Source organism: Hymenobacter artigasi (assembly GCF_012275535.1).
GTDB lineage: Bacteria > Bacteroidota > Bacteroidia > Cytophagales > Hymenobacteraceae > Hymenobacter > Hymenobacter artigasi.
Map to the genome: position 1 here is coordinate 26413 of NZ_JAAVTK010000009.1, position 24275 is coordinate 50687.

Here is a 24275-nt window from a genome sequence, read left to right on the forward strand (position 1 = left end):
GTAAACATGCTGAAAACCTACTTCTTCGCGCCCCTGCTGCTGCTGGCCGGCGCGGCCCAGGCCCAAACCCCACCCCCCGAAACCCTGCTGCTGCGCGAGCCGGCCCTGAGCCGCGACCACCTGGCCTTCAGCTACGCCGGCGACATCTGGCTGGCCAACCGCGACGGCTCGAACCCACAGCGCCTGACCGTGGGCGCGGGCGTGGAAACCAGCCCCCACTTCTCGCCCGATGGCCAGTTCATCGCCTTCACCGGCGACTATGACCGCAACGCCGATGTGTATGTAGTAGCGGTGAGCGGCGGGCAGCCACGCCGCCTGACGTGGCACCCTTCGGCCGAAGTGGTGCGCGACTGGACCCCCGACGGGCAGCGCATCCTGTTCAGCAGCTCGCAGGAAGCCTATGCGCGCTCGTTGCAGCTCTTCACCGTGCCGATGAGCGGGGGGCTGCCCACCCGCCTGCCCCTGCTAATGGGCGAAAAGGGCAGCTACTCGGCCGATGGCAAGACCCTGGCTCACACGCACATCACCAACCCTACTACTACCTGGAAGCACTACCGCGGCGGCCAGACCGGCCCCATCTGGCTGACGGATTTGCAGACGCTGGCTACCGAGGAGATTCCGCACGAGAACGCCACCGACACCAGCCCGCTGTGGCTGGGCGGCAAGGTCTATTTCCTCAGCGACCGGGCCCGTACCAACAACGTGTTTGTGTACGACCCGGCCACCAAAAAAGTGGAGCAGCTGACCCGCCATACCGATTATGACGTGAAGGCGCTGAGCGGCAACGGCACCGATTTGGTGTATGAGCAGGCCGGCCGGCTGCACGTAATGAACACCGGCTCGGGCCAGACTACCGACCTCAAAATCAGCATCTCCCCCGAGGTGCTGGCCCTGCGGCCGCAGTACCGCAGCGTGGCCGGCATGCTGCGCGGGGCGGCCATCTCCCCCACCGGCGTGCGCGCCGTGGTGGAAGCCCGCGGGGATGTGTTTACCGTGCCCGCCAAAAAAGGCGAAAGCCGCAACCTGACCCATTCCGATACCTCCCACGAGCGCTACCCGGCCTGGGCCCCCGACGGCGCACACATCGCCTACCTGTCCGACGCCTCGGGCGAGTACCAGCTGATGGTGCAGGACCAGCGTGGCCTGCAGGCGGCGCAGGCCTATTCGCTGGGGCCGAACTCCTTCTACTTCCGCCCCCTGTGGTCGCCGGACAGCAAGAAGATTGCCTACACCGACAAGAAGCTGAACCTGTGGTACCTCGACCTGGCCTCGAAGAAAACTACCCGCGTGGCCGCCGATACCTACGGCCCGCTGCTGGGCGAGCCGGCCCTCGACCCGGCCTGGTCGCCCGACGGGCAGTGGCTGGCCTACGCCCAGCAGATGCCCAACCACATGCGCACCGTGTGGATGTACCACCTGCCCAGCGGCCGCCGCGTGGCCGTGAGCGACGGCCGCAGCGACGCCACCGCGCCCGCGTTCAGCCGCGACGGCAAGTACCTGTTTTTCACGGCCAGCAACGACGTGGCCCTGCGCGCCACCTGGCTGGATATGTCGTCCTACGACCGCAACAGCAAGCGCACGCTGTACGTGGCCGTGCTCAACCGCCGCGACGCTTCGCCCTTCGCCCCGCAGAGCGACGAGGAAAAAGAGGCCATCAGCAAGCCCGACTCGATTGTGGTAGGCAAGCCGGTGGGCAACCGCCCCGCGCCCAAAGTGGCCGTGAAGGATTTGAAGCCGCGCAAACCCGCTGCCACCGCCAAAATCGTGATTGATACCGTGGGCCTGGGCCAGCGCATTCTGGCCCTGCCCGGCTCGGTGGTGGGCGAGCTCAGCAACGTGCAGGTGGCCGACGGCGACAAAATCTTCTACCTGGAGCAGGTGCCCGCCAGCGTGGCCGCCGGCCCCGATGCCACGCCTTCGGCTCCCACCCACCGCCTGCACCGCTACGATTTGAAAGAGCGTAAAAGCGAGCTGTACCTGGCCGAAGTGAACGACTACGCCGTGAGCGCCGACGGCAAGAAGCTGCTCTACATGGCCCCGCGCGATGCCTACGGCATTGTGGAAGCGGCCGGCAAACCGGTGGCCAACGACGGTAAAATGGCGCTGACGGGCCTCGACGCCTACGTAGACCCGCGCCACGAGTGGGCCCAGATGTTCGACGAAGTGTGGCGCCTGGAGCGCGACTACTTCTACGACCCCGGCATGCACGGGCTCGACTGGGCGGCGACTAAAAAGAAGTACGCCGGCTTCCTGCCCTACGTGGCGCACCGGGCCGACCTCAACTACCTGTTCGCCGAGATGATGGGCGAGATGGTGGTGGGCCACAACTATGTGAGCGGCGGCGACATGCCCAGCCTCACGGCCAACCCCGTGGGCCTGCTCGGAGCCGACTACGAGGTAGTGGACGGGGTTTACCGCTTCAAAAAGGTATTCAACGGCGAGAGCTTCAACCCCAGCCTGCGTGCGCCCCTCACCGGCCCCGGCGTGGGCGTGCGGGCCGGCGAATACCTCCTGGCCGTGAACAACCGCCCGCTACGCGGCACCGACAACGTGTACAGCTTCTTCGAGAACACCGTGGGCAAGCAGATTACGCTGCTGGTGAATGATAAGCCCAGCACCAAAGGAGCCCGCGAGGTAACCGTGGTGCCCGTGGCCAGCGAAGCCACCCTGCGCCGCATAGCCTGGGTCGAGGACAACCGCCGCACCGTAGACCGGCTCACAGGTGGCAAGGTGGCCTACGTGTACCTGCCCAACACCGGGGCCGAAGGCTACGAATTCTTCAACCGCTACTATTTCAGCCAACTCGATAAGCAGGCCGTAATTGTGGACGAGCGGTTTAACGGCGGCGGCTTCGTGGCCGATTACATTCTCGACCTGCTCAACCGGCCCCTGCTCAGCTACTGGGCCCCGCGGGAGGGCCGGCCGTTTACCTCGCCGGGCTCGTCCATCTACGGACCCAAGGTGATGCTGGTAAACGAGTTTGCCGGCTCCGGCGGCGATGCGCTGCCGGCCTTTTTCCGGCGGCGTGGGCTGGGCACTGTCATCGGCAAGCGCACCTGGGGTGGCCTGGTGGGCATTTCGGGCTACCCGCCGCTCATCGACGGCGGCAGCGTAACCTCGCCCAGCTTTGCCGTGTACAGCCCCGATGGCAAGTGGGAAATCGAGAACGAAGGCGTGGCCCCCGACATTGAAGTGGACGTGCGCCCCGCCGACACCCAGAACGGCGCCGACCCGCAGCTGGCCAAAGCCATCGAGGTGATTTTACAGGACCTGGCTAAGCAGCCGGCCAAGTCGCAGGGAATTCCGGCGCAATACCCGCTACGCGGCCGGGAGTCGGGAGTAAAGTAGCGCGGGCTTTTTGTAAAACGGTACGTCATGCTGAGCGCAGTCGAAGCATCTCTACCGCAGCAGTAAATCAATTTTACTATTGCGGTAGAGATGCTTCGACTGCGCTCAGCATGACGTTCTTTTTTGTCCTTTGCTACCGGTTGTTCATCGCCCGAAACTGTTCGTCCAGCTCGGCCCGCGAGGCCAGGCGCGACTTCTCGGAGCTGCCGTAGCCCACTTCCTGCTCGCCAGCCGCCAGCCGTGCCATCACCGAATCGGCAAAGTCGTCCACGTTCACGCCGAAGGTGTGCAGGCCCGGCCCGCCGAGGTCGGTATCCACGGCCGGAGGCACGATTTCGAGCACCGAAATGCCCGTGGGAGACAGTTGGTGGCGCAGCGAAAGCGTGAACGAATGCAGCGCCGCCTTGGTGGCACTGTAAATCGGCACGAACGCGGCCGGCGCAAACGACAAGCCTGAAGTGACGTTGATAATGGCCGCGCCCGGCTGCTGGCGCAGGTGCGGCACCAGCAGCGTAGCCAGGTGAATGGGCGCTTCCACGTTGATAACCAACTCCTGGCGGCGCTGCTCCCAATCGGTGGCGGCATCGTCGGCCAGCTGAATTCGGTTCTGGATGCCGGCGTTGTTCACCAGCACGTTGAGGGCGGGGTATTCGGTGGTGGCCCAGCGCACCAGCTCCATGCGCTCGGCGGCGGTAGCGATGTCGCCCTGGCGCGTAATCAGGCCAGGGTATAGCTGTTGGGCTTCGGCCAGCTTATCGGCCCGGCGGCCCACGATGATGACGGTGCTGCCGGCCCGCAGAAACCGGACGGCCAGCGCCAGGCCAATGCCCGAGGCCCCGCCCGTGAGCAGGATGGTGTTGGTGGCTAAGTTCATGGAGAAAAATAGAGGTTTTGAGAAGCAGGCGGCTAACAAGCCAGCCGCCCGGTTGGTTAGCAAAGCATCTCGGCGGGGCCTTATCTTGCGGGCTTATTGCCGGGCTTATCGCCTCGGCCCCGCCCCTTTTTTATATGATTATACTGGAACCCTTCAGGTCCGACGATTTCGCTCAGCTCATGGAATGGGTCGACGACGAGCGGCTGATGAAAGAGTGGAGCGGCTCGATGTTCTCCTTCCCGCTCACCGAAGCCGGCCTGAGCTGGTACATTGAAGGCTCCAATGATGTGAACGACCCCAACGTATTCATCTACAAAGCGGTGGATTCTAAAACCGGCGTCACCGTCGGGCACATCTCGCTGGGCGGCATCAGCGAGCGCGACCGGGCCGGGCGCATCACCCGCGTGCTGGTGGGCAACACCACCGAGCGCCGCCGGGGTATTTGCCAGGCCATGGTGAAGGCCATGCTGCACCTCGGGTTCGAGGACCTGAAATTGCACCGCATCAGCCTGGGCGTCTACGATTTCAACCACGCGGCCATCAACTGCTACCTCAAGTGCGGCTTCCAGGAGGAGGGCCGCATGCGCGACGTAGTGCGCCACGGCGACGGCTATTGGACGCTCATCGAAATGGGCATGCTGGAGGATGAGTGGCGGGCGCTGCAAGTGCGGTAAGCTTTAGCTTGCCGTGAAACGAAGCCAGCCCTTGCCAGCACGGCAAGCTAAAGCTTACCGCACAGGAAATTCCACCCCCGTGAGCACCTCGCTCAGCGCCCAGAGTCGCTGGGCGTTTTCGGGTGTATTGAAGGAGCTTTTCACGGGCTCGGCCTTTTTCTTGTCGAAATAGCCGCCGCTGACGGTTGCCACCTCGGGCGCAGAGGCCAGAAAAATGCTGGTTTCGGCCCCTTTCTCCACCGAAATCATGAAGGGGCGGCCCAGCTGCGTGAGGAAGCCCATCAGCCCGCCCGAGCTATTGCCGAAGCCACTGGCCACCACGCCGGGGTGCAGCACGTTGGTGGTAACGTTGGCGATGCCGTGGGTGCGCAGGCGGCGGGCCAGCTCCTGCGTGAACATGATGTTGTAGAGCTTGGTATTGGCGTACACGCGCAAGCCGCCGTAGCCGCTGGCCGACTGAAAATCAGCCAAATCCGGCCGGGCAATGCGATAGGCTTCGGAGGCTACGTTGACCACGCGGGCGGCGGGGCTGGCCTTTAGCTTATCAAACAGCAGGGCCGTGAGCAGGAACGGGCCGAGGTGGTTGGTGGCCACGCCCAGCTCGTTGCCATCGGGCGAGAGCTGGCGCTCAGCCCCGAAAATCAGCCCGGCATTATTCACCAGCACGTCGAGGCGCGGGTAGCGGGCGTTGAACTCGGCGGCGGCGCGGCGCACCTGTTCGAGGTCGGCGAGGTCGGCGAGCAGGATGTCGACATGGTCGTGGCCGGCGGCGGCTTTGATTTCCTGTTGGGTATCGGCCGCTTTTTCGGCGCTGCGGGCCAGAATGATGACGTGAGCACCCATTTTGGCCAGCTCGGTAGCCGTGACTTTGCCGATACCGGACGTAGCTCCGGTGACGAGGATTATCTGATTTTGAAGGTCGGGCATGAGGGATGAGCGTAGGTTTGTACTGGGGTAAACGTAACTCCGGCCAGAATGCTTGGTTTATTTCCGGTCGCAATCAAAAAGAACGTCATGCCGAGCGCAGCCGAGGCATCTCGCGTGAGTCGTTGAACAACCCCAAATAACCCCGAGCGGGATGCCTCGGCCGCGCTCGGCATGACGTTCTTTTGTGCCCTTCCCTATTCAAACCGTATTGCCCATCTCCCCTACCCATGAAAGTCCTCCTGCTCATCGATATTCAAAACGATTTCCTGCCCGGCGGCCGGCTGGCCGTGCCCGAGGGCGACGCCATTATACCGCTGGCGAATGCGTTGCAAGCGCAATTCGACCTCGTGGTAGCAACCCAGGACTGGCACCCAGCCGGCCACGAGAGCTTCGCCAGCAGCCACGCCGGCCGCAGCCAGTTCGAGCAGATTGACCTGCACGGCCTGCCCCAGATGCTCTGGCCCGACCATTGCACCCAGGCCAGCGACGGCGCGGCCCTGGCTCCCGCGCTGCAGACGGAACGCATCGAAGCCATTTTCCGCAAGGGCATGAACCCGGAGATTGACAGCTACAGCGCGTTTTTCGACAACGGCCACCGCAAAAGCACCGGCCTGGCCGACTACCTGCGCGGCCGGGGCGTGACCGAGGTTTTTGTGGCCGGCCTGGCCGCCGACTACTGCGTGTACTACTCGGCCCTCGATGCCTTAGCCGCCGGCTTCGCCACTACCGTTGTCACCGATGCGACCCGCGCTATCTCGGCCGAGGGCTGGGCGGCGGCGCAGGCCGATTTGCAAGCCAAAGGGGCTTGCCTTACGGCGAGCCCGGCCCTGCTATCAGACGCGGTTTAAATAACCTCTGCTATGCGGCGAGCAGTACGTCAAGCTACAGCCGCTTGCTCAGCAGCATGCCCGAATAGGCATAGCCGTTGACGTTCAGCCCCTGCAAGGGCATCAACGACAGGCCGCGGCGGCCGGCCACTTTGTGCAGCTGTGGTACTACCACGCCCATGGTCGCGCCCACGGCGTAGCCCACGAGGTTATCGGTGAGGAAGTGCTTGCCGGCTTCGATGCGGAAGTAAGCCACGGCGGCCGGCACCACGGCCGCCGCGCCCCACACGAAGGGCTCGCCGGCGTAGCCGGGGTTGAAATCGTGCATGACTTTGGCGGCGAAGAAGGTGGCCGTAGCCGTGTGGCCGGTGTGCCCGGCGAAGAAGGAATTGGTGGCGATTTTGCCCGAGCGCCCACCGCCCCCCTCGGTGCCGTAGAGATAGGGCCGGTAGCGGTAGATATTGCCTACCGAGGTGGTAAACAGGGCATCGGTGGCCAGCATAGTCTCGATGTACAGGCCTATTACCTGGCCGTAGTGGCCGCGCACGTTGTCGTTGAGGGCCAGCAGAGCGGGTGCAATGGCCAGCGTGGGGTAGCAGAGCAAGTCGCTGGCGGTTTGGGCGCGGTCGCTGTACCAGCCAGCCGAGAAACGGTCGATTTTTGGAATGTCATTCTTGTTGAGCGCGCCCAGCTGGGCATCACTCAGGCCGCTTTTCTGCTGCACGCGGTAGAGGCCGAAAGCGCTGGCCGCCCCCAGACCCAGAATGATGGGGCCATCGACGGCGAAGCGGGTGTGGTAAGGCGAAGCAGAATGCTGGGCCTGGGCAGCGGGGGCGGCACCGGCGAGCAGGGAGCCCACAAGGGCGAGCGCGGAGAGAAATTTCATAGAAAAACAAATAGGTAATGTGGCCCAGAACGAAATTCTGCGTCCCGGGTTTCCTCCCGGTGGCGCCTGACAGCGACTGCGCCGAAACGCTGGGGAGCTCCAGCCGCCTGCTGCCCGGGCACCTCACCAAACCGTGGGCCGGCCACCGCCAAGCAACGGCCGGGCAGCTTTTCCCGTTACCATTTCTTGCCTTACAGGTACGACAGCCACCAGTGGCTATGCCGCTGCTTGTAGCCTTGGTACCAGCGGCAGGGCCAGTAGAGGGCCAGCACCACCACGGCCCACACCACGTAGGCCCGCAGCAAGCTGGGCTGATACGAGGCGGGCTGTGGGACGCCGGGCGGAGCAAACGACAGGTTATAGGGCTGGCCGAACTTTGCCCACGTCCAGAGCAGCGCGCCCCCACTGATAAGGACCAGGTGCATCAGGTAGTAGAACATGGGCACTTTGCCGAAGGTGCTTAGCCATCGGCGCAGCCAACCGGGCGCGGGTTCGGCCACCGAGAGCAGCAGCAGCGCCGTGCCCAGCGTGAGGCTGAGAAATAGCAGCGACGGCGGATATTTGGTCACGTTGATGAACGACAGCGCGGTGTAGAGCGGGCCGCGCGGCTGCACCGACCAGGGCTGCGGGTCGCCGTACCAGTTGCTGAGCCGGAGCAGCACGAAGAGCAGCAGCGCGCCCGCGCCGGCCAGCCGCAAAAGGCGTTTGCGCGCGGGCAACGGGACCAGAAACCAGGGCCCAATGGCATACCCGGCCACCAATACCGCCACCCACGGCAGCATGGTGTAGGCGGCCAGCACCGGCAGGCGGGGCGTGAGCTGGTAAAGAAACGGGCTGTCATAAACCAGCGCTGGCAGCAGCGTGGCCGCCGTTACGGGCTGAATATTGGGCAACGCGTTGTGCCCGGCAATCACCAGCAGGGCCAGCGCCGCCACTACCCCTCGCGGCAGCCAGATAAGACCCGCCAGCACCACCAGCCCCCAGCCAATGGCCCAGATTACCTGCAGCAGAATCAAATCGAAAGCCCCCCATTGCAGCAGGAAGTTGATTACTACAATTTCCAGCACTACCAGCCACAGCCCGCGCGTGAGCAGAAACCGGCTTACCGCGCCCTTGCCGGCCTGCTTCTGCTGATACAAAAACACGCTGGTGCCGGCCAGAAACACGAAGGTGGGCGCGCAGAAGTGCGTAACCCAGCGCGTAAAAAACAGCAGCACCGAGGCGTGGGCCACGTCTTCGGCCCGCACGGCCATGGGGCTCCAGAACTCGCGGATGTGGTCGAGGGCCATAATGACCATGGCCAGGCCGCGCACCACATCAATGGCGTGCACACGGGGCGTGGTGGCCCGGCCGGCCATGCGATGGGGATAAGTAGCAGCGGCGGACATAGGCGAACGTATTGAAGGGCAGGTAAGGTAGCGCCATTTGCCTCGATTTCACCCGAGCTGATTGCCTTTCATACCGCGAGGTAGTGGTGGGCAGCCCGGCCCGGCCCGCGCAACGACTGTTGGGCTTTTCCCGTTGCCACGCATGCGCTTGCTCTGCGCCAACTTTCTTATGATGTTTCGCTTACTCCTCCTGCTGCTGCTAGCCTTACCTTTGGCCCCGGCCGCCGCCTATTCCGTGCTCACCCATCAGGCCGTCATCGACTCGACCTGGGAAAAAAGCCTGGTGCCGCTGCTGCGCCACCACTACCCCGGGGCCACCACCGAGCAACTCGAAGAAGCAAAAAGCTACGCCTACGGCGGCTCCATTTTGCAGGACATGGGCTATTACCCGCTGGGCTCCACGCTCTTCACCAACCTGATGCACTACGTGCGGGCCGGCGACTTTGTGCGCAATCTGCTGGGCCAGGCCCACAACCGCAACGAGTATGCCTACGCCCTGGGCGCGCTGGCCCACTACGCCGCCGACAATGTGGGCCACCCCGAGGGCACCAACCAGATTATGCCCACCGTGTACCCCGATTTGCGGGCGCAGTTCGGGCCGGTCATCACCTACGAGCAGGCCACCAAGCGCCACACCGAGCTGGAGTTTTCGTTCGATGTGGTGCAGGTGGCGGCCGGGCGCTACCGCAGCCAGGAGTACCACAAATACATTGGTTTCCGGGTGAGCAAGCCGGTGCTGGAGCGCGCTTTTCAGCAAACCTACGGGCTGGAGCTGGGGCAGGTAATTCTGAACGTGGACGTGAGCATTGCCACCTTCCGCTTCGCCGTGAACCAGCTGCTGCCGGCCACGGCCCGCGCCGCCTGGCACAGCCAGCGCAAGGAAATCAGGAAGATGAGCCCCCAGGCCCGACGGCGCGACTATCGCTATAAAGCCAGCCCCCGGGCGTTCCGCAAGGAATTTGGTGATGGGTACGAGCGGCCCGGCTTTGGGGCGCGGGTAATGGCCTTCTTCATCAACCTGCTGCCCAAAATCGGCCCGCTGAAAACCTATGCCTTCAAGCTGCCCGATGCGGCGGGCGAGAAGAAGTTCCGCGCCAGCTACCGGGCGGTGCTGGTGCGCTTCGCCGAGCTGGTGCGCGAGCAGCCCGCCGACACCGCCCGCACCCGGCCCCTGCCCGACACCAACCTCGACACCGGCAAACCCACCCGCCCCGCCACCTATGCCCTGGCCGACCAAACCTACAACGAGCTGTTGCGCGAGCTGCACAAGCGTAAATTCGAGCACCTCACCCCCGCCCTGCGCCAGGCCCTGCTGGCCTACTACGCCAAGGGCATTCCCACCCCGGCCCGGGAAACCGAGCACGGCGACGCCAAAACCGAGCGCGAAGTGGAGAAGAAACGGCCGGAAACGGAGGAGGCATTGGCGGCGCTGCGGGCCTTGCCGCAGTAGAACAATCAGAGACGAATCTGGCGTCCGCGCAGCAGAAGTATCTCTGCTGCATAAGCAATTATTCAAGTACCTGTTCCGAGGTTCTCGTATGCTCCGGTCCGACCGCCCTAGGCGGTCTGACCGGTTGTCGTGAGGACGAAATCGGGGGTACTTCAACCGGTCCGACCGCCTAGGGCGGTCGGACCGGAGCATGCGGGTACTTATGCTTGACTACCTACTGCTGCAGGAGAGCTACTGCAGTTGCGTTTCGCATAACAATTTAATACATAAACGTATAAACAGGGGGGCAAAGCATCTTTACCGCAATAGTATTGATTGCATTGCGCGGTAAAGATGCTTCGCTCTGCTCTGCATGACGTGCTTTTTCGCGCCTATTTGGATAGGCTCTCAGCCTTCCCCGAGCTACCCGCCCGCCTTTTCCAGCAGGCGCACGACCAGGCCGGTCCAGCCGGTTTGGTGGCTGGCGCCGAGGCCGTGGCCGTCGTCGCCGTGGAAGTATTCGTGGAAGAGCAGGTTGTCGCGAAAGTGCGGGTCGGTCTGGTGAATTTCGGTTTCGCCCAGCGCGGGGCGGCGGCCATTTTCATCTTTGAGAAACAGGCGGGCGAGGCGGGCCGAAAGCGCATCGGCTACCTGCGCCAGCGTGTGCAACTGGCCCGAGCCGGTGGGGTACTCAATGGTGAAGGCATCGCCGTAGTAGCTATGATAGCGCTGCAATGACTCGATAATCAGGTAGTTGACCGGAAACCACACCGGCCCACGCCAGTTGGAGTTGCCGCCGAACATATCCGACTCGGCCTCGCCCGCCACGTAGGAAACGGAGAAGCTGTCGGCCTCGCCCATGTGGTAGTAGTAGGGGTTGTCGAGGTGGTAGCGCGAGAGCGAGCGGATGCCGAACTCGGAGAGAAATTCGGTTTCGTCGAGCATGCGGGTGAGTACACTGCGCAGGCGGCTGCGGCGCAGCAGGCCCATGAGGTGGCGCGCGCCCTGGCCGGGCTCCTGCCAGCGGCTCACCAGCTCGGCCAGGCGCGGGCGGCGCTGGATGAGGGCCAGGGCACGGGCATGGAACTCGGGCACGGTGGCCAGCAGCTCATCGTCAATCACTTCCACGGCAAACAGCGGGATGAGGCCCACCATGGAGCGGATGCGCAGGCGGGTGCGCGAGTCGTCGGGGGCGTGGAGGACGTCGTAATAGAACTGGTCCTCCTCGTCCCAGAGGTTGAAATGGCCGCCGCCGCCGCGCGTCATGGCCTCGGCGATATAGAGAAAATGCTCGAAGAACTTGCTGGCCATTTCCTGATACACGGGCGTGGTGCGGGCCAGCTCCAGGGCCATGCGCATGAGGTTGAGGGCGAACATGGCCATCCAGCTGGTGCCGTCGCTCTGCTCAATTTTGCCGCCCGTGGGCAGCGGCGAGCTGCGGTCGAACACCCCAATATTATCCATGCCCAGGAAGCCGCCCTCGAAGATGTTGCGCTCGTCGCGGTCCTTGCGGTTCACCCACCAGGTGAAGGTCATCACCAGCTTCTGGAACACGGCTTCGAGGAATTCGGTATCGCCCTGGCCGTCGTGCAGCTTGCGGTCCATCTGGTACACGCGCCAGGTGGCCCAGGCATGCACGGGCGCGTTCACGTCGCTGAAATGCCATTCATAGGCCGGCATCTGGCCATTGGGGTGCAGGTAGCCATCCTGGCACAGCAGGCGGAGCTGCTGCTTGGCAAAATCAGTATCCACCATGGCCAGCGGCAGGCAGTGAAAGGCCAGGTCCCAGGCCGCGTACCACGGGTATTCCCACTTGTCGGGCATCGAGATGATGTCGGCATTGTGCAGGTGCCGCCAGGCCGCGTTGCGGCCCGTGAGGCGCTGGGCGGGCGGCGTGGGACGGCCGGGGTCACCGTCGAGCCACTGGCTCACATCGTAGTAATAATACTGCTTGCTCCAGAGCATGCCGGCGAAGGCCTGGCGCTGCACGTTGCGGGCATCAGGGTTGCTGAGGCCCTCCTGAATGCAGTCGTAGAACTCGTCGGCCTCGGCGCGGCGGGTGACGAAAAGCTGGTCGAAATCGGCAAACGGGGCTTCGTGCGTGGGCTGGCTGAGGCGCAGGCGCAGCACCCGGGCTTCGCCGGCCGGAATGTTGAACTGGTAGCGGGCGGCGGCCTTGGTACCGGTTTCGGCGGGGTTTACGGCCGTGGCCTGGCCCTGCACGATGTATTCGTTGATGCCGTCTTTGAAGTAGCGGTGGGCCTTATTTTTCTTTTTGCGCTTTTTACCGAAGAGCGTGGGGCTGGTTTCGTTTTCGCAGAAGAGCAACTCCTCGGCCCGGTCGCAATACAGCTGGTACCGGCCCAGGTCGCGGTGCTCGGCTTCCATAGCCGCGGCCTGGGTGCGCCGGATTTCGGGGCGGTGGTCGTCGTAGCCCAGCGTCCAGGTATTGCGAAACCAGAGCTGCGGCAGCACCGTGAGCGGCGCAGCCTCGGGGCCCCGGTTGTGGATGGTGAGCTGGATGAGCAGGTCCTGCGGGCCCGCTTTTGCATACTCAATGAACACATCAAAGTAGCGGCTTTCGGCAAAAACACCGGTATCGAGCAGCTCAAATTCGGGTTCCTGGCGGGTGCGTCGGGCATTTTCATCCCGCAATTCATCGTAAGGAAAAGCGGCCTGCGGGTACTTGTAGAGCATCCGCATATAGGAGTGCGTGGGGGTGCTATCGAGGTAGTAGTAGTGCTCCTTCACGTCCTCGCCGTGGTTGCCCTGGCCGTTGGTGAGGCCGAAGAGGCGCTCCTTGAGCTGGTTATCGGCCCCGTTCCAGAGGCCGATGCCGAAGCACAGCCGCTGCTCATCGTCGCTGATGCCGCCGAGGCCTTCCTCGCCCCAGCGGTAGGCGTAGGCGCGGGCCATGTCGTGGGTAATGTAGTTCCAGGCATCGCCGTTGGCCGAGTAGTCTTCGCGCACGGTACCCCACTGACGCTCGGTGAGATAGGGGCCAAATTGTTTCCAGTCGGTGGTTTTTTCGCGGGCTTCAGCGAGTCGTATTTGTTCTTGCATATTATGGAGGCCAGCGCGAAAAACGCGGCGCTGGCGGGGTAAAGGGGAAGTTGGGCTTACGGCATTAAGCAACCCGGCGGCTATGTAGCGCAAATTTAGCGCCCTTGCTGGCCCCTTGCTGGCGCGAGTTTAGCGCAGCCTAACTCGTGCCCGGCCTTACGGGGGAGGCTGTGCCTCCCATAGAACGACCCATCTGGCGCAGCTCCGCCTTGCCGCTGGCGCGGCAGTGGAGGTACAACCTCCACTCAAAACCGGGCACGAGTTACGCTGCGCTAAACTCGCGCCAGCAAGGGGCCAACGCCCGTTTGGTTTTGGTCGGGGATGCACAAAGCTTACGCTACAGCGCCCGTGCAAAGCGCACGCCACCATACGCGTAGCCGTTCAGATTCAGCCCCTGCATCGGCACCATTGACACCCCCGTGCCGTGCAGCTTTTTATAGAAATGCAGGGCCACCAAACCAGCAGCCGCCCCCACCCCTACGCCCACCGCCGAATCGCGAAAGCGCTGGGGCGGCACGAGAGCGGGGTCGAAAACCGTGTCGTTGCGGTGCAGGCGCGGCACCATCACGCCCACGGTGGCTCCCACGGCGTAGCCCACCAGATTATCGGTGAGGAAGTGCTTGCCGGCCCGGATGCGGTAGAAGGCCACCACGGCGGGCACGGCAGCGGCCACGCCCCACACGTAGGGCTGAGCCGGGGAGCCAGGGTTGAAATCGTGAAAAACCTGGGCCGCGAAGAACGTGGCCGTGGCCGTGTGGGCCGTGTGGCCGCCAAAAAACGCATCGGTGGCCACCGGGCCGTGGCGCAGCTCGCCCCCCTCGGGGCCGTAGAGGTAGGGCCGGTAGCGGTACACGGTCCCCACCGTGAGCGTGAACAAGGCGGCCGTACTGCTCATGGTTTCGAGGTAGAGGCCGGCCACCTGCCCGTAGCGCCCGTGCACGTTGGGCTGGAAGGCCAGCAGCGCGGGCACCAGCGCCAGGGTGCCGTAGCAAAAGCCGTCGCTCACGACCTGGGCCCGGTTGCTGAACCGGCCAGCCGAAAACCGGTCGATGGCGGGGATATTGGCCCGGTCCAGAGCGGCCAGGTCGGCCTCGGTGGCGGTGCGCTTGTGCTGCACCAGCAGCAGGCCGGCGGCGCTCAGCCCCAGCAGCCCCGCCGTGATGGGCGCCTCCACGGCGAAGCGGGTGGTGTAGGGCGAAGGGGCCTGCTGGGCCCGGGCGGGTGGCCGGCAGCCCAGCAGTAGCGCCCCGACGAGGAACAGCGTAGGACGAAGCTTCATGAGGCGGTGAAATCAACCAGTTACCCAACCGGTAGCCGCAAGGTACGTGGCCAGTGGGGCTGGGTAGTCGTTCAGCAGCTTACCCCGGCCGGTTGCGGCAGCGGCTGATGGCGCACCTGGAATAGTTGCGGCGTTACCCCAGCAGCCATAAGCAAACCGGAGCACCGCGCCGGCAGAGCTTCGGGTTAGCCCATAAACAGGCGTTCCGTTTTGCAAACGGCCCGCTGCACGCCCCCGGGGCAGGCACCGAAGCCAACGAACCTTTCCGGCTAAACGAGGGTACACCTTGCTCATGTTGAAGCGGCCCGCCGGGCTGCTCCGCCGTTGGTTATGACCGAAAAATTCGCCCCAATCTTCTCAAACTTTCCTGATATTCTGACCACGCTGGCCGTGTTGCTGGGCGGCCTGGCGGCCGGCCTGGTGGCCCGGGTCGTGGTTTTTGCCCTGCTACGGGCCTACAACCGGCGCGAGGACTCGGCCCTGGCCCGCTCCGTGAGCAGCAACCTGAGCTCCGTCAGCAGCTGGTTTTTTCCGGTGCTGGCCATTTCCCTGCTGCTGCCGCTGGTGCCGCTGCCGCCCAAGCCCTTTGAGGTGCTGCGCCGCGTGGTGGAGTTCACCCTTATTCTCTCCTTCGCCTGGGGCCTCATCCGCACCCTCGACGTGGTGCAGGACCTCGTGCAGCAGTATTACCAGCTCAGCGGCAGCGACAATCTGCGGGTACGCAAGCTGTTCACGCAGCTGCAGTTCATCAAAAAAATTGCCGTTTCGCTCATTGCCTTCATCGGGGTGGGCCTGGTGCTGATGAGCTTCGAAACGGTGCGACGCCTGGGCACGGGCCTGCTCACGTCGGCCGGTATTGCCAGTGTGATTGTGGGTTTTGCGGCCCAGCGCTCCATCAGCAACCTGCTGGCGGGCTTCCAGATTGCCTTCACCCAGCCCATTCGCATCGATGATGTGCTGGTGGTGGAGGGCGAATGGGGCCGCGTGGAGGAAATCACGTTCACCTACGTGGTGCTAAATATCTGGGACCAGCGCCGGTTGGTGCTGCCGCTCAACTACTTCATAGAGAAGCCTTTCCAGAACTGGACGCGTAGCAACGCCGAGCTTCTGGGCTCGGTATTTATCCACGCCGACTACTCGGTGCCGGTGGGCGCGGTGCGCGCCGAGCTGGAGCGCATCACCGCCCACCACCCGCTTTGGGATGGTCGCGTGTGCAAGCTCCACGTCACCGACTCGAAGGAAACCACCCTGGAGCTGCGCGCCCTGGTGAGCGCCCGCAACGGCAGCGACGCTTGGGACCTGCGCTGCGACATCCGGGAGCAGCTGGTGGCCTTCCTGCAACGCGACTACCCCGGCAGCCTGCCCCGCGTGCGGGCCGAAGTAGCCGCCCCCGTGCCAAACCGCCTGGGGTTCGGGCCAGCCAGTATCGAAACCACCTGACTGAAACCAGTTTCTTAGAAGCAGCTGTTCAGAAAAGTACAAACGGAACGAATTGAAAATTAGGGGTATTCCGGTTACAGTTCCAGCTAATCCATACAGCCTTTTAGCGGCTAAAGCGCAAGGCATCTTTGCGCATCCAGCCGGTGGTGGTCACTTTTTCCCAGTTGGTGAAGGTGACTTGCACGGCATCCCCGCTCGAAGCCAGCACGCGCACCTTATCACCGCGCTGGCAGAAGGCCTTGCGGGGCTGGTCGAGGTCGGGTGAGTTATAAAAGTAAGCCCGGTCGACTTCAACTTTTGCGGTCGAACCGCTGCTTGCCGCTGCGTTGGGCTGGCCCGTAGTGGCGCTTTCGGTTCCGTCAGGTTCGTCAGTAACCTTGGGGCGGGCTTCAGGCGGGCGCGTTGCCGGGCGGGCCGTAGCAGTTGCTTTCGCGGTGCGCCCGGCGGGGCCAGCCGGAAGCTTGCGCAGGCCCTGCGCCTTCAGCCAGGCCATGCCGCTGGCACCATTTGGTTGCACGAACCCGGCTTTTACAAAGCCATTGCTTTCGCCCTGCCCATAAAAAGTGTCGCCCCGGCGCAAGTAGCGGCCGCTGGGAGTCGACTGCACGGGCTGGTCGAAAAAGTAAGCCGTTTCTACGATTACCTGGTATTTGCGGCCATCATCTGGCAGCGGGCCGGCGGGCTCTTCAGCGGGGGCATCGTTAGCTGCCCTCGTTGACGGATTTTCGCTACCAGCGGCCGGCGGAGCGTCCACCGTCATTTCAGAGTTTGCGCGGCGGGGCGGGTCATCGGAACAGGAGGCCAACCCACCAAGGCCTAGCAACAGCCCGTAAACCAGCGCCCAGCGGCTTGCGGCCACCTTATACTGCTGTGCAGTGCGCCCCCCCTGTCCTGCCGCCGAGCCGAACCGCGGCAAATTGATTTCAGCGTTTTTCAGATAGCTCATAGCATTTCGGGTATTGCCCCCTTTTCCTAGCGGGGCTACGCTGCATACGCAGTTTGGATTGGGGCCGATATATCACGGGCCTTGTTGAGGCCAAAACGACCTTACTCATCCAGCTACGTGCGATGCAAGCGACTCCGTTTCGCGGGTAGCTACCAAAAGGCTAACCGAAATAGAAAAAAATGCTTCTCAGCGACGCTTGGTAGCATCTTCCCAATATCACGGGAAACAAAAATGCCCCGCGAACCACCGCCAAACCCTCTCGTGGGTTTTGACTGCGCTTCGCGGGGCATTTTATTCAGCCGGTTTTCGGCCGTTTACTATCCGGCAGCAGCAGGCTACTTCAGCTGGATGCCCTGGTCGGCCATTTGCTGTTCCGCCTTGGCGTGGTTGGCCAGGTACTCGGCGTGCTGGGCCTCGGTACGCTTGGTGCCCAGGCTGGCGAAGTGCTCGCGCAGCTTGTCGGCGGGCAGGTCGGCCCCGTACGAAAGGGTGCCGGGCTGCTGCCGCCACGACTCGTGCAGGGTGCCGTCGTCCACGGCGTCGAAGCCCAGCTCATCAACCAGGGCCATTACTTTCTGCTTGGCGGCGGCATCGTCGCCGGCCACGGGTAGCGAAATGCGACCGGGCGTGCCGGCGGCCTGCCCCTTGTTTTCGAGGTGGTCGGCGTAGATGTTGTTGAATACCTTCACCACCGGGCGGCCCAGGTGCTGCTGCACCCACTCGCTTTCGGTGAGGTCGCCAGTTTCCAGCTCGGGCATGTGGCCGTCGCGCAGCATCGGGTAGTAGTTGCTCGTGTCGATAACGGGCACGTCGGCGGCCACGCCCTCGAACAGGTCTTTGGGCAGGTCGGGAATGTTTTTCAGCGGAATTGTTACCACGATGATGTCGCCGTGCTGGGCCGCTTCCCGGGCCGTAACGGGGGTAGCGCCCGTTTTTTGGGCCACGTCCTTCAGCGTTTCGGGGCCGCGGGAGTTAGCAATTTTTACCGAATGGCCGAGGCTGGTGAGCCGCACGGCAAGCGCGCTGCCGATGTGACCGGCGCCGATGATTCCAATGTTCATAGTGGGAAAGTTTAGGGTTTGCGCGGCGGCGATGCGCTGCCGCAAGTAGCTTAACAGCTACGGCGGCCAGTTGCTTTTTTTCGGCGGGCAATACTACCCTACGGCAGCGGCGCGGCATCGTGCAAATTGAGAACGACTAAACCGGCCAGCGCCCTGAAGTCGCTGACGTTGCGGGTGATGAGCGTAAGGCCATGGGCGAGGGCCGTGGCGGCAATGATGGCATCGGGCAGCTTCACGCGGTGCTGCTGGCGCAAGCGAATTGTATGCTGGATGGTGGACTCATAGAGGGGTAGTACTGTAACACTTTGTACAAAAGCCTGCATCGTGGCGTATTCAGATGCGGGTTCGGTCTTTGTCAGCAACTCTATGCGTGTGATGACAGAAATAGCCACGGTTTGCTCCCTCAGCTGCTGTTCGAGCCAGACGATACCAGCCACTGGTAGTCGGCCAATTACCAAATCAATAATGGTATTGGTATCAGCTAAATATCTCGTTCCCATTCGCCCCGAATTTCCTGTAAATGTTTGTCCCAAGCCTCGGCGGAGGTAGCAGGTATGCTGCCAGCCCATTTGCGCGGGACTGGTGCCGGGGCTTCGGCAACCGGCTTCACAACCCGCAGAATATTCAAAGCCTCCAACTGCTGGAGCAGCTCGTAGGCCTTTTCGCTAAGTGGTTCAATGAGGATGGGAGCCATGGCGAGTATTATTAAGTGTTCTAAAGATACGCAGGCAACAACCGCAGCGACGGAAGCATTGCGCAGGATTATGAAAAAGAAACGTCATGCTGAGCTTGCCGAAGCATCTCTACCGCTTCGTTGGCTTTGCATTGATTACTAATGCGGTAGGGATGCTTCGACTGCGCGGACGCGAGATGAGCATGACGTGCTTCTTATTGACTCTATCCTAACCTACTTCAGCCCCGGAATCTTCGCGCCGCGCTCCCGCGCCACGTCCTGGGCCAGCTCGTAGCCGGCATCGGCGTGGCGGAAGATGCCCATGCCGGGGTCGGTGGTTAATACCCGTTTCAGGCGCTCGGCTTTTTCGGGGGTGCCGGTGGCTACTATCACCATGCCGGAGTGGGTGGAGTTGCCGATGCCCACGCCGCCGCCGTTGTGCAGGCTCACCCAATCGGCGCCGCTGGCGCAGTTGGCCAGGGCGTTGAGCAGGGGCCAGTCGGCCACGGCGTCGGAGCCGTCCTTCATGCCTTCGGTTTCGCGGTTGGGCGAGGCCACCGAGCCGCAGTCGAGGTGGTCGCGGCCGATGACGATGGGGGCCGAGACTTCGCCCCGCGCCACGAGGTCGTTTATCACCAAGCCGAACTGCTCGCGCTCGCCGTAGCCCAGCCAGCACACGCGGGCCGGCAGGCCGATGAACGGGACTTTGGCCTGGGCCTTTTCAATCCAGCGGGCCAGCAGCTTGTTGTCGGGGAAGGTTTCGAGCAGGGCGCGGTCGATTCGCAGAATGTCGGCCGGGTCGCCGCTGAGGGCCGCCCAGCGGAACGGCCCCTTGCCCTCGCAAAATAATGGGCGGATATAAGCGGGCACGAAGCCGGGGTACAGGAACTGGCCGGTTGAATCCCGCACCGTGAGGCCGCCTTTTTCGGCCTGGCCGCGCAGGTTGTTGCCGTAGTCCACGGCAATAGTGCCGTGCCGCTGCATCTCCAAGATGGCTTCAACGTGCTTCACAATGGATGCCAATGCCTGCTTTTTAAACGCCTCGGGATTGGCAGCACGCAGGGCCAGCACTTCGGTTATGTCGCCTTCGGGGATATAGTCCATCAGGTCGTGGGCCGAGGTCTGGTCGGTCACGATTTCGGCGTTGAAGCCTAACGCCAGCAGCTGCGGCAGCACGGTGGCCGCGTTGCCGGTGAGGCCCACGGCCCAGGCTTTGCCGGCGGCTTTGGCCTGCTCGCAGACTTCGAGGGCGTGGGTGAGGTTGCGGGCCTGCTCATCCACATAGCCTTCGCGCATCTTCTGCTTCACCCGCTCATCAATCGGCTCGATGACGAGGCACACGCCGTCGTTCATAGTTACGGCCAGGGGCTGCGCGCCGCTCATGCCGCCCAGGCCCGCCGTGACGGTAATGGTGCCGCGCAACGTGCCGCCGAAATGCTGGTCGGCCATCGCGGCAAACGTTTCATACGTGCCCTGCAAAATGCCCTGGGTGGCAATGTAAATCCAGGAGCCGGCCGTCATCTGGCCGTACATCATCAGGCCCATGCGGTCCAGCTCGTCGAAGTATTCCTGGGTACTCCAGGCGGGCACGATGTTGCTGTTGGCGATGAGGACGCGGGGCGCGTGGAGCCAGGTTTTGAGCACGCCCACGGCCTTGCCCGACTGCACCAGCATGGTTTCGTCGGCCTCCAGCTCCTTCAGGGTTTTCACGATAACCTGATACTCCTTCCAGTTGCGGGCGGCGCGGCCGGCACCACCGTACACAATCAGCTCATCATAGACGAGGCTCACGGCGGGGTCCAAGTTGTTTTCCAGCATCCGCAGGGCGGCTTCGGCTTCCCAGGTTTTGCAGCGCAGGGTGGTGCCGTGGGCCGCTTTCACGGTTTCTTCGGGCTTGAACTCGTAGAACATCGGGCGCTGGCTGGCCGTCTTCTGCGGGGCGGCGCCGGTGGGCGTGGAGAGGGAATTGGCTTCGAGGTTAAGCTCGGGCGTGGTTGTGGGCATCATCGGGTGGGAAGCAGTTTGGGTGGGCGGCGAAGATAGGAAAATGTACCGTGGTCGTACCCGGCAGGGTCGCTGCGAGGCTGCGCCCTGGCACGCAGCCCGACCAGCACGCAAGCCCCTGCCAGCCCGTACCTTCACGGGGCGCTTGTGGCGGTAGTACTCTCCCCGCCCGGCCCCGGCCTCATGTCCTTCACCTACCGCGACTTGCGCTACCTGGTGGCCTACAGCCTGCCCCTCACGGCCGCAGTGGGCCTGGCGCTGGGCGGAGCCGCGACCTGGCTCACCCTGGCCTATGCGTTTGGGCTGATACCGCTACTCGAATGGCTGCGGCCGCCCAACCGGGCCCTGATACCCGCCGGGGTGTCCGCCGCCTCCGAGGCTCGCCGCCATCCCTTATTCGACGGCCTGCTCTACTTCAATGTGCCGCTGCAATTTGCCTTGCTGGCCTACTTTCTCTACTCGCTGGCCCACCGCGACTTTTCGGCGGTCGAAACGGCCGGCGCGGTGTGCAGCGTGGGCATCTGCTGCGGGGCGCTGGGCATCAATGTGGCGCACGAGCTGGGCCACCGCAGCCGCAGTTGGGAGCAGCGGCTGGCGCAGGCGCTGCTGCTGAGCAGCTGGTACCCGCACTTTTTCATCGAGCACAACCGTGGCCACCACCGCCACGTGGCCACGCCGCACGACCCCGCCACGGCCCGCCTGCACGAGGGATTCTGGCGCTTTCTGCCCCGCGCCGTGGCCGGCGAGCTGCGCTCGGCCTGGGCCCTGGAAGCCACGCGCCTGCACCGCCTGGGGCAGTCGCCGTGGTCGGGCCACAACGAGCTGCTGCAGCTGCTGGCAGCGCAGGCGGGACTGGCCGCGCTGGTGCTGGCCTGGGTGGGGCCGGCGGGCCTGCTGGCCTGGCTGGCGGCCGCCGCCGTGGGCTACGTGCTGTTTCAGCTGGTGAACTACGTGGAGCACTACGGCCTGCTGCGCCGCCAAACCGCCCCCGGCACCTACGAGCGGGTGCAGCCCCACCATTCCTGGAACTCGGAGCACGCGCTGGGCCGCATCCTGCTCTATGAGCTCACCCGCCACTCCGACCACCATTACCAGGCCGCCCGCCCCTACCACAGCCTGCGCCACCAGCCCGCCGCCCCCCAAATGCCCACCGGCTACCCCGGCATGATGCTGCTGGCAACCGTGCCGCCGCTCTGGTTTCGGGTGATGAACCCGCGCGTCGCGGCCGCAACCTGACCCGCGCCCGGTCACCTTCAACCCAGAATTGTTCCTACCCCCATGAGCCCCGACTACACGCCCATCGACTGCCATTTCTACGACCTGCTCGAAGCCGCCGCCACCCAGCGCCGCCGCGTCGATTTGCAATACTTCAACGACCTGCGCCAGCTCTGCCTGGGCTCGGGTGTGATTCACACGTTTTTCGTGCGCGACAAAGTGGAGTTTATGCAGCTGAAATCGGGCGAGGAAATCCGGCTCGACCACATTATCCGGCTCGATGATACCCCCGCGCCGCTGTACGCGGATTATCCGGATTTCAGCTGCGGCTGCTGATGCAGTAGAACAAAGAAAGAACGTCATGCCGAGCGGAGCCGAGGCATCTTGCTTGCACCAGTAATCCCATTCAATTGAGTTACTACCACATGCAAGATGCCTCGGCTTCGCTCGGCATGACGTTCTGGTTTTTACGGGTCAACCGGCCGCGACTAATCCCGTTCCTGGCTCACATCAATACCGCCGTTCGTGGTCACGGCCTTCACGGTGGCCCCGCCCTGGCCCAGGCTGGCCATCACTTCCTTGTGAAACATGCCCGATTTTGTGACCGGCAGGCTGGTGCGGATGCCCCCCATGTTGGTACTGGTGAAGAGCTGGGCCGAGTACGTCCGGGGCAGTTTCCAGTGAATGCCGCCGTTGGTGGTGGCCACGTCGAGGCCCTTGCCCTCCCATTTGCTGCCGCTGAGCGTGATGTTGACGCCGCCGTTGGTGGTTTCGCCCTTTACGTGGCCGCCCAGATTGGCAAGGTTCACACCACCGTTGGTGGTTTCGAAGGTGATGGCCGCCTGAAGGTTATCGAGGCTGATGCCGCCATTCACCGTATTGAGGGCCAGCGCAGTCGTGCGGGGCACGAAGATTTCATAACTCACGCTCCAGTTGTTTTCCTTTTCGGGGTCGGTGGTGCGCACGCTGTTGTTGCTGGCGCTCACAACCAGGCGGCGGGCCCGGGCGGCAGCCTCGGCTTCGGTATTCGACCAGGTTTGGATTTTGGCGCGGATGCGGACATTGGGCCCGTCCCAGCCGTGCACGGTGATGCCGCCGTTGGGGTCGGCGCTCACGGTGAGGGGCTGGCCGGCGGGGGCGGCCATGGTCAGGTCGCGGGTTTCGCAGAACTGCTTCAGGGCCTTGCCGTTGCTCCAGGAGCTATGGTTGTCGCAGGTGGTTTTGAAGGTGGGCTCGGGGGCCGTCTGGGCCTGGGTGCTGAGGGCGGCAGCCAGCAGGGCCAGCGTGGAAAGCAGGGTTTTCATGGGGCAAGGGGTTAAAGGTTTGGGAATTGGAATGAGCAGATGCCGGGAGTAGACATGGGAGGGTTACCGGGCTGGAGCTGATTCGTTACGCGGCGCTGCATTTTTTTTTAGGGGCGTGGTTTCGAGGATGCTATCCAAAGGGAACATTAGATTGATAAGCAAAAATAATTTTCCTTTAAACAGATATTATTTATTGTTATTCGATAAATATCTTATTCCTTTGCCTCACTCTTCCACCAACCACAGCCCCATTCTTACGGCAATGACCCGCTCCACCATTTTCCTGCTCAAGCTCCTGCGCTACGCCTTCCTGTTGTTGAGCATCGCCGGCGCGCTGGCCCTGATGTTTTACCTGGCCGACATTCTGTTCATTCATCCCCAGCCCGGCGAAGCGGTGAGCGTGAGCGTGCGGCAATTCGACCCGCGCTTTGCCCAGCTGCGAAGCGTGTCGCGCGAGCCCAGTGCCGCCGAGCAGGCCGTGGCGGCCGGGCAGCCCACCCAGTTTGTGCCCTGGGGCAGCGCGGGCCTGCTGGTGTACCGCGAAGCCAACCCGGTAGCCCGCCTGGCGCTGCGCCTCATTTCCTCGCGCCCGCAGTCGGTGCCTTACGTGCTGGCGACCATGCTCTTTTGCCTGCTGGTGTACCGGATTCTGAGCGATATCCGGCCGGGAGTGCCCTTCACGCCGGCCAACGTGCGCCGACTGCGCGGGCTGGGCCTGCTGCTGATTGGCTGCGACGTGTACCACTGGACCCTGACCTGGTGGCTGACGCGGCAGCTGGCCGCCGTGGCTCCGGCCGGGCTGGCGGGCCTGCAACCGGTGTCGCCCTTCGGCGCTTCGCTGGTGGCTAACTGGCTCATTGGGCTGATGCTGCTGATTGTAGCCGCCGGCTATCAGCGCGGCGTGGAGCTGGCCGAAGACGCCGAATTCACGGTCTGA

At 63.5% G+C, this 24275-nt stretch carries 20 protein-coding genes; 8 read left to right on the forward strand and 12 right to left on the reverse strand.

What is annotated here, in order from left to right:
* Positions 1-6: 6 nt before the first annotated feature.
* The gene (locus HBN54_RS14805) at positions 7-3348 is read left to right on the forward strand and encodes a S41 family peptidase (protein WP_168674000.1); all 3342 of its coding nucleotides are present in this window, start codon (positions 7-9) and stop codon (positions 3346-3348) included.
* 133 nt (positions 3349-3481) lie between these two features.
* Here the strand turns inward: HBN54_RS14805 and HBN54_RS14810 are convergent, their stop codons facing one another.
* Positions 3482-4222, reverse strand: a complete 741-nt coding sequence (locus HBN54_RS14810; RefSeq protein WP_168674001.1) for an SDR family oxidoreductase — start codon at positions 4220-4222, stop codon at positions 3482-3484.
* A gap of 134 nt (positions 4223-4356) precedes the next feature.
* Here HBN54_RS14810 and HBN54_RS14815 point away from each other — a divergent pair, with 134 nt between their 5' ends.
* Positions 4357-4896 (forward strand): GNAT family N-acetyltransferase, encoded by a 540-nt coding sequence (locus HBN54_RS14815; RefSeq protein WP_168674002.1) that lies wholly within the window; start codon positions 4357-4359, stop codon positions 4894-4896.
* Positions 4897-4950: 54 nt separating this feature from the next.
* On the opposite strand, the gene HBN54_RS14820 is transcribed toward HBN54_RS14815, so the two are convergent.
* Entirely contained in the window at positions 4951-5823 is an 873-nt protein-coding gene (locus HBN54_RS14820; RefSeq protein ID WP_168674003.1) for an SDR family oxidoreductase, read from the reverse strand.
* Positions 5824-6050: 227 nt separating this feature from the next.
* Here HBN54_RS14820 and pncA point away from each other — a divergent pair, with 227 nt between their 5' ends.
* Positions 6051-6671 (forward strand): bifunctional nicotinamidase/pyrazinamidase, encoded by a 621-nt coding sequence (gene pncA, locus HBN54_RS14825; RefSeq protein WP_168674004.1) that lies wholly within the window; start codon positions 6051-6053, stop codon positions 6669-6671.
* 34 nt (positions 6672-6705) lie between these two features.
* On the opposite strand, the gene HBN54_RS14830 is transcribed toward pncA, so the two are convergent.
* Positions 6706-7536, reverse strand: coding sequence for a phosphatase PAP2 family protein (locus HBN54_RS14830; protein WP_168674005.1), 831 nt, complete (start codon positions 7534-7536; stop codon positions 6706-6708).
* Between the two features lie 191 nt (positions 7537-7727).
* Positions 7728-8924: a DUF1624 domain-containing protein gene (locus HBN54_RS14835; RefSeq protein ID WP_168674006.1), complete on the reverse strand. Its 1197-nt coding sequence runs from the start codon at positions 8922-8924 to the stop codon at positions 7728-7730.
* 169 nt (positions 8925-9093) lie between these two features.
* On the opposite strand from HBN54_RS14835, the gene HBN54_RS14840 reads away from it, so the two are divergent.
* Positions 9094-10374 carry a zinc dependent phospholipase C family protein gene (locus HBN54_RS14840; protein WP_168674007.1) on the forward strand — a complete coding sequence of 427 codons (1281 nt, stop codon included), beginning with the start codon at positions 9094-9096 and terminating at the stop codon, positions 10372-10374.
* A gap of 402 nt (positions 10375-10776) precedes the next feature.
* Here the strand turns inward: HBN54_RS14840 and HBN54_RS14845 are convergent, their stop codons facing one another.
* Together HBN54_RS14845 and HBN54_RS14850 are read right to left on the reverse strand one after the other, a co-directional pair.
* Positions 10777-13416: an MGH1-like glycoside hydrolase domain-containing protein gene (locus HBN54_RS14845; RefSeq protein ID WP_168674008.1), complete on the reverse strand. Its 2640-nt coding sequence runs from the start codon at positions 13414-13416 to the stop codon at positions 10777-10779.
* A gap of 337 nt (positions 13417-13753) precedes the next feature.
* A complete protein-coding gene (locus HBN54_RS14850) occupies positions 13754-14695 on the reverse strand; it encodes a phosphatase PAP2 family protein (RefSeq protein WP_168674009.1) in 942 nt (313 codons plus the stop codon).
* Positions 14696-15025: 330 nt separating this feature from the next.
* On the opposite strand from HBN54_RS14850, the gene HBN54_RS14855 reads away from it, so the two are divergent.
* On the forward strand, positions 15026-16135 hold the full coding sequence (locus HBN54_RS14855; protein ID WP_168674010.1) for a mechanosensitive ion channel family protein: 1110 nt from the start codon (positions 15026-15028) through the stop codon (positions 16133-16135).
* Between the two features lie 103 nt (positions 16136-16238).
* On the opposite strand, the gene HBN54_RS14860 is transcribed toward HBN54_RS14855, so the two are convergent.
* The 5 genes from HBN54_RS14860 to hutU form a co-directional block, all read right to left on the reverse strand.
* Positions 16239-16895: a hypothetical protein gene (locus HBN54_RS14860; RefSeq protein ID WP_168674011.1), complete on the reverse strand. Its 657-nt coding sequence runs from the start codon at positions 16893-16895 to the stop codon at positions 16239-16241.
* A gap of 521 nt (positions 16896-17416) precedes the next feature.
* Positions 17417-18187, reverse strand: coding sequence for an NADPH-dependent F420 reductase (locus HBN54_RS14865; RefSeq protein ID WP_382214519.1), 771 nt, complete (start codon positions 18185-18187; stop codon positions 17417-17419).
* Positions 18188-18240: 53 nt separating this feature from the next.
* Positions 18241-18642, reverse strand: coding sequence for a type II toxin-antitoxin system VapC family toxin (locus HBN54_RS14870; protein WP_168674013.1), 402 nt, complete (start codon positions 18640-18642; stop codon positions 18241-18243).
* The gene (locus HBN54_RS14875; RefSeq protein WP_168674014.1) at positions 18624-18836 is read right to left on the reverse strand and encodes a hypothetical protein; all 213 of its coding nucleotides are present in this window, start codon (positions 18834-18836) and stop codon (positions 18624-18626) included. Before HBN54_RS14875 ends, HBN54_RS14870 begins: the two co-directional genes overlap by 19 nt.
* 213 nt (positions 18837-19049) lie before the next feature.
* Positions 19050-20822: a urocanate hydratase gene (gene hutU / locus HBN54_RS14880; protein ID WP_210428072.1), complete on the reverse strand. Its 1773-nt coding sequence runs from the start codon at positions 20820-20822 to the stop codon at positions 19050-19052.
* Between the two features lie 180 nt (positions 20823-21002).
* Between hutU and HBN54_RS14885 the strand changes: the two genes are divergently transcribed.
* Both HBN54_RS14885 and HBN54_RS14890 read left to right on the forward strand, forming a co-directional pair.
* Complete coding sequence (locus HBN54_RS14885) at positions 21003-22055, forward strand: alkane 1-monooxygenase (protein ID WP_168674015.1); 1053 nt, start codon at positions 21003-21005, stop codon at positions 22053-22055.
* Positions 22056-22097: 42 nt separating this feature from the next.
* Positions 22098-22370 (forward strand): hypothetical protein, encoded by a 273-nt coding sequence (locus HBN54_RS14890; RefSeq protein ID WP_168674016.1) that lies wholly within the window; start codon positions 22098-22100, stop codon positions 22368-22370.
* A gap of 152 nt (positions 22371-22522) precedes the next feature.
* Here the strand turns inward: HBN54_RS14890 and HBN54_RS14895 are convergent, their stop codons facing one another.
* On the reverse strand, positions 22523-23338 hold the full coding sequence (locus HBN54_RS14895) for a DUF4097 family beta strand repeat-containing protein (protein ID WP_168674017.1): 816 nt from the start codon (positions 23336-23338) through the stop codon (positions 22523-22525).
* Positions 23339-23558: 220 nt separating this feature from the next.
* Between HBN54_RS14895 and HBN54_RS14900 the strand changes: the two genes are divergently transcribed.
* A complete protein-coding gene (locus tag HBN54_RS14900) occupies positions 23559-24275 on the forward strand; it encodes a DUF2975 domain-containing protein (protein WP_210428073.1) in 717 nt (238 codons plus the stop codon).